6 protein-coding genes are annotated in these 6254 nt (G+C 59.1%); all 6 read left to right on the top strand.

All coding sequences use genetic code 11. From position 1 onward, the window contains the following. The coding region (locus ACFFAR_RS21860; RefSeq protein ID WP_174365245.1) for an SDR family oxidoreductase at positions 1-256 on the top strand (256 nt) is incomplete at its 5' end. Between the two features lie 225 nt (positions 257-481). Further along, on the top strand, positions 482-1558 hold the full coding sequence (locus ACFFAR_RS21855) for an alpha/beta fold hydrolase (protein WP_174365244.1): 1077 nt from the start codon (positions 482-484) through the stop codon (positions 1556-1558). Between the two features lie 52 nt (positions 1559-1610). Beyond that, a complete protein-coding gene (locus ACFFAR_RS21850; RefSeq protein ID WP_174365243.1) occupies positions 1611-2585 on the top strand; it encodes an alpha/beta fold hydrolase in 975 nt (324 codons plus the stop codon). A 57-nt stretch (positions 2586-2642) separates the two neighbouring features. Further along, positions 2643-3368 carry a GNAT family N-acetyltransferase gene (locus ACFFAR_RS21845; RefSeq protein WP_375508455.1) on the top strand — a complete coding sequence of 242 codons (726 nt, stop codon included), beginning with the start codon at positions 2643-2645 and terminating at the stop codon, positions 3366-3368. 22 nt (positions 3369-3390) lie between these two features. After that, on the top strand, positions 3391-3930 hold the full coding sequence (locus ACFFAR_RS21840) for a MarR family winged helix-turn-helix transcriptional regulator (protein ID WP_375508454.1): 540 nt from the start codon (positions 3391-3393) through the stop codon (positions 3928-3930). Positions 3931-4524: 594 nt separating this feature from the next. Beyond that, positions 4525-5784 (top strand): oxalate/formate MFS antiporter, encoded by a 1260-nt coding sequence (oxlT, locus tag ACFFAR_RS21835; protein ID WP_375508456.1) that lies wholly within the window; start codon positions 4525-4527, stop codon positions 5782-5784. Positions 5785-6254 lie beyond the last annotated feature (470 nt).

Below are 6254 nucleotides of genomic sequence, written 5' to 3'. Positions count from 1 at the left end.
GTATGCGCGTACCTGGACTGCCGAACTCGCGGCACGGGCAATCCGCGTGAACGTGTTGAGCCCGGGTCCCATCGACACTCCCATGTTCGAGAACGTCAGCGACGAAGTCCGGCTCTCGCTGACCAGCCGGATTCCTTTGAACCGCCTGGGTCGTCCGGAGGAAGTGGCGAACGCGGCGTTATTCCTTGCATCGTCCGACAGCAGTTTTGTGGCGGGCGCGGAGTTGTGTATCGATGGAGGGATGATGCAGGTTTAATCGGCGGTCGTTGGCGTCCGGGAATGGGAGAGGCAGCCTCTCCCCACGCTCAATAAATTATCGGCATATACCCACATATTGCGGGCATATGCTAATATTTTGCGAAACGTGCAATGTATCGGTTTTTGATCCATGCAGCGATTGTGACCCGAAGCGGCGGTTTCCCGGATGGCTTTGCAATCTCCGCCGAGCGTTCCGCACGAGAAAACGGATGAGGTAAGCGTTATGCCCAACGAACTCAAAAGCTCGACTATCGCGGCCGCACCAGATGGCGCTGCATTGCGGGATCGTCCAGTCTTGATCGCGCGCACCTTCAGTTCGCCTCGCCATACCACGCGCTATCTGGAGGCTGGACCGGCCGAGGGGCCGTTGATGATCTTCCTCCACGGCTGGCCTGGAATCGGCCTGATGTGGCGACCGCAGATCGAAGCCTTTGCATCAGAAGGCTGGCGGTGCGTCGCGCCGGACATGCGCGGTTATGGAGGCTCGACGGCGCCGTCCGCGTCCAGTGCCTACGCGCTCAAGGAGATCGTGCAAGACATGGTCGAACTTCACGATCATCTGGGCGCGCGTCCGGCAATCTGGGTTGGCCACGACCTGGGAAGCCCGGTGGCCGGGGCGCTGGCTGCTCATCATGCAGAGCGCAGTCGTGGCGTGGTATTCGCGTCCGTCCCGTATATGCCCGAGAGCTTCGCCTTGCGCAACTTGTTGCCCTTGGTCGATCGGACGCTCTACCCGGCCGATCAATTTCCAGACGGGCAGTGGGATTATTACGGCTTCTACCTGACGCACTTCGACCAGACGGTCACTGATTTCGACGCGGACATAGCCGCAACGCTCGCAGCGATTTATCGGCGTGGAGACCCGGAGTCCGTGGGCAAGACCTATCGCTCTGCTTTGGTGTCGCGAAACGGAGGCTGGTTCGGAGCGGCGCATCGTGCGCCGGCAGTGCAGCCCGACGCTGCGCTCTGGCCATCCACCGACTTTGACGCCCTCGTCGATGTGTTTCGTGCCAGCGGGTTTCGTCCGGCCAACGCGTGGTATCTGAACGACGACGCCAACATCGCGTACGCTCAAGCAGCACCCGACGGCGGACTTCTGCACCAGCCCGTGCTGTTCGTGAACGGCGACTTTGATGGCATCTGTGACATCACTCGAAGCCGTCTCGGCGAGCCCATGCGCAGCACGTGCACTGATCTGACGGTGACGACGCTGCCATCCGGACACTGGCTGCCACTCGAGCGCAAGACCGAGCTTGTCCAGGTCATGCGTTCATGGCTTGAAGGGAAAGGAATATCTTAGTGAATCCTTATCATATAAATAGCCTCGCATTTCGACCATGGAGTTCAATGACATGACTTCAGATATAACGGGTGGCGTCAAGAAATACGATATCGCAACCAATGGCATTTCCCTGCACGTAACGGAGCAAGGGGCGGGACCAGCCGTGCTGTTCTGCCACGGGTTTCCGGATACGTCCTACACATGGCGCCGGCAAATGAACGCCATTGCGTCGGCGGGTTATCGCGCCATCGCTCCCGATATGCGCGGCTATGGGCAAAGTTCAGCTCCCGCCGATGCAAGTCTCTACACCCCGCTGCACACCACAGGCGACCTGATCGGTCTGCTCGATGCGCTGAAAATATCCAGCGCAGTGCTTGTGGGGCACGACTGGGGTGCGACCCATGCATGGAATGCGGCGCTGATGCGTCCCGATCGATTCAAGGCGGTCTTTGGCCTCAGTGTGCCTTTCGTTGCGCGTGGAGAATCCAGCGTTTTCGAAAGAATGCGCGAGTCGGGACGTCAAGACGATTTTTACATGTTCGAGCAGATACGGCCGGATGCTGACCAGATATGGGCCGACGCTGCCGTGACGATTCCAGGCATCCTGTACTGGGCATCCGGTTCTGCGCCGGAAGGCGAGCAGTGGAGCCCCCTGGACCGTACACGCAGCCTTTATCGGGCTGCTCCCGGGCCACTGCCCTCGTGGGCGGAAGCAGATTATGTGGCGCATAACATCGCGGAATTTCGGCGCACCGGTTTTCACGGCGGATTGAATTACTATCGCGCAGGAGAGCCTTATTTCACGCTGTCCGCTCCGTGGAAGGGCGCGAAGGTCACTCAACCATCGTTCTTCATCTGGGGCAAATCGGATGGTTTGAAGGAGCTTTACCCTTTTACGTTAGAGCAGATGCGCGCCGGCCTTCCCGGTCTTATGGGAGGACTCGAACTCGATAATGTGGGCCACTGGGTGCAACACGAGGCGTCAGCCGAGGTCAGCGAACAGCTTGTCAGATTCCTGCGCACTGTGGATGCGGTTCTTTCTTGACAAAGCGACGTTCGGGCTCGCCGCATGACCACAGCTTTTCGAATACATGGAGCAATCATGGAATCGACAATCGACCCGGCAGCCGAGATCGAGTCGGAGGACTACATGGGCAATGTCATTTGGGCCGCACTTTCAGGAGCGCATGCGTCTCTTGCGCAAAGCAACGAAAACGGCCTGCGATACAAACCTGAATTCGCCCCGTTCGGCGCCGCGCAAGATTACAGCGAGAGCAGCGTCGCGCAGATTGCCCGAATGCTGCACGCTGATGAACGGCTCACGCTCTTTACGCAGCACAAGCCGACCATTCCTGCGGGGTATGAGATAGTCCGAGAGGCGACGGTTATCCAAATGATTGGCGCGAGAGAATTCGCTGCATCGAGTGATAAGGCAATCGTTGAGCTTGGAAAAGAAGACGTTCCAAGCATGATGCGGCTGGTGGAGAAAACCGATCCGGGTCCTTTCAAGGAACGCACGCCGGAAATGGGCAGGTTCATCGGTGTTCGTGAAAGAGGACAACTGGTCGCCATGTCGGGAGAACGGATGGTCGCAGGAAAATATGTTGAAGTGAGTGCCGTATGCACTCATCCTGACTGGCGTGGTCAAGGCCTTGCAGGAAAGCTCATGGAACATCTTGCGGCCGGAATTCAGCATCGGGGAGGCGTTCCCTTCCTGCACGTTTTTTCCACCAATACTTCTGCAATACGGCTGTACAAGCAATCAGGATATCGTCGCGCCCGCGAACTGCATCTCACAGGAATTGTTGTGCGTGCGGGCATGGGTTGACGCTTTATATGGAGCAATAGCAGTGCGCAACGAAACACCCCCCGTCAAGCGGCCGGACAACAACCCGTCTCTCGGCGATAACAACCGGTGCAACAACACGGCTTTGCGTAAAGCGACCCGGCGCGTCTCGCAACTCTACGATGCCGTACTGGCGCCGACGGGGCTGCGCTCCACGCAACGTTCGATCTTGCTGAATATCGCGAGGCTTGGAAGTCCGACAATGGGCGAACTCGCCGCGTCCCTTGTTCTCGATCGATCGGCGCTGGGCCATAACCTCAAGCCACTCGAAAGGGACGGTTTTATCGGTCTCGTGGTGGACCCCGAGGACCGGCGAAACCGGCTCGCCAGGCTTACTCCGAAGGGAAAGAAAAAACTCGAGGAGACGGCTGTGCTGTGGAACACGGCGCAAGAACGCTTCGAGAGCAAGTTTGGCGTTGCGAAGGCGAAGGCGCTTCGGGAGGTGCTTGCCGCCATCGCGGCGGAGGAGTTCGATGACGTGTTTGAAGCGCCGGACGCGCAGTCTGCTGTCCGTAGTCGTGCGAAGTCACGTGCGGCCACTTGAGGCGTTCTGGGGACGCTTTGCTATCGCCATCGGCGTAAAGCTAGACACGAAACACAACCGTCGCAGCAGTACCAGTCACTGGAACGAACAAAACCGCGATCGGCCGCGCATAGCCGCCCGTCGAACGTCCACTCCCGCACGCACCGCCATGGAGCCGCGCGGCGCTTCCCATGCACCGATCAGGTCCAGACGCACCACCCAGGGTCGTCACCTACACACTCCCGGTTGTACTTAAAGCTTTACAGAAGGGACGTTTGAGTTTGCATAGCCTTTGGCACGTTTCTAGCGTAAACACCGGATATGTATACAAGACATTCGGTTCTGCGCGTCTCCCTCGGCATGGCTCGCACGACGATCGCGGCGCAAGCAAAGACAAGGCGCTGTGACCCGCAGACGTAATCGTTCGGTATCCAGATTACTTTATGGAAGCGGGCTGTGATCCGCGCAGTATCGGGGCTGCGGCGAGCTTGCAGGAGCTCGCGCGCTTTTTCAATGAAAACGCACGTCCGGCCTATAGGCGCGCAGGACGCTGCACGTCACTCGGTAACCGGAGTCACCATGACCACACGCTCTCACCCCGTGACATCGACGGATATGGGCAATGTCGCGACGTCTGCCACGCATAACCGCTGGCTTCAACTCGGACTCGGTCTCATCTGCATGATGGCGATCTCGAGCCCGCAATACGTGTGGACGCTGATGACCAAACCGCTCGCCGCGAAGCTGGGCGTCGCGCTGCCGGAATTGCAAGTGACGTTTTCTTTGCTGATCATTCTGCAAACCTTCTTCTCGCCGTTTCAAGGCAAGTTGATCGACCGTTTTGGTCCGCGCCTGCTGATCTCGATCGGCACGGTCATGTCGGGGCTGAGCTGGGTGCTCGCCTCGCAGGTGCAAAGCGCGTCGATGCTATATCTGACTTATGGCGTTGTCGGCGGACTCGGCACCGGCATTGTCTATGTCGGCGTGGTGGGCTTGATGGTGCGCTGGTTTCCGAAGCGGCGGGGTTTCGCGGCGGGCGCGGTTGCCGCCGGCTACGGTATGGGCGCGATCGTCACGACCTTCCCGATAGCGAACTCGCTTCAGGCGCGTGGTATAGACGCTACGCTGTGGATGTTCGGCATTGCATTTGCAGTGGTCGGATTGATTGCTTCGCAGGGTTTGCGCGTGCCGCCTTCGCACGACAGCATTGCTGAAATGACAGCCAGTTCCGGCGCGCCGGGCGTGGCGAATCTGCGTCCTTCGCAGGCGCTCAAAACGCCTGTGTTCTGGCTGATGTTCGCGATGATGACCATGATGTCCACCTCGGGCCTGATGGTCACTTCACAAATGGCGACCTTCGCCGCCGACTTCGGCGTGACAAAGATGCTCGTGTTCGGCATGGCAGCGCTGCCGCTTGCGCTGACCATCGACCGGTTCACGAACGGCCTCACGCGGCCGCTGTTTGGCTGGATATCCGACAAGGTCGGCCGCGAGAACACCATGTTCTTCGCGTTTGCCCTTGAAGGCGTGGCGATGGCACTGTGGCTGCTCACGCGCGAAAACGCGGTGCTGTTCGTGCTGCTCTCAGGGGTCGTGTTCTTCGGCTGGGGCGAGATTTTTTCGCTGTTCCCCGCAACGCTCACCGACACCTTCGGCACCCGTCATGCCACGGAGAACTATGGCTGGCTGTACATCTCGCAAGGCATTGGCTCGATCTTTGGCGGCCCTCTGGCGGCGCTCATGCACCAGCACGCCGGAAGCTGGGTGCCCGTGTTCACGACGGCGATCACGCTCGACATCGTGACCGCATTACTCGCCATTGCCCTGCTCAAGCCGATGCGGCGCCGGTTTCTCGCCACGTCGCGCGGTCTTTGAACCATGCTGGGTCGACTGGACCCGCGCGCCCTGAACGCTCGCTATTCAGAAACCCTGTCGATTGCTGCTTGCACGCGGGCGCCGGCGTCGACGTTACCTTGCGCTGCGAGGTTGCGGGCAACCTGACGCAGTGGTGAACTGCTAAGACCCGTATTCAAGCTGATGCGGATATGCGACTGCAATTGCGACTCGACGCCAGTAAGCGCGCCCAACGCACCGGCTCAGGTCTCCGGTTAGATCCGATGGTGCTTGCGACTGTCTTTTGCTGGCCGCACTATGCGAATGTCATACCGTATTGCACGTCTTCTCGTTGTTAATGAGCATCGATGCTTGCGGCCGGTAGCTTGTCGTAACATGTACCTTCCTCTCTGGAAGCGACGATGACAAACTCTCTCTTTGCGACTGTATGCATCGTGCTGGCGGGATGCACGACCACTGCCGTGCCGGTTTCCAATACGATGCCCGATGCG

The organism is uncultured Caballeronia sp. (assembly GCF_964243625.1).
Classification (GTDB): Bacteria; Pseudomonadota; Gammaproteobacteria; order Burkholderiales; family Burkholderiaceae; genus Caballeronia.
The sequence above is the reverse complement of the archived record's forward strand: the minus strand, read 5'-3'. Positions and strand labels throughout refer to the sequence as shown.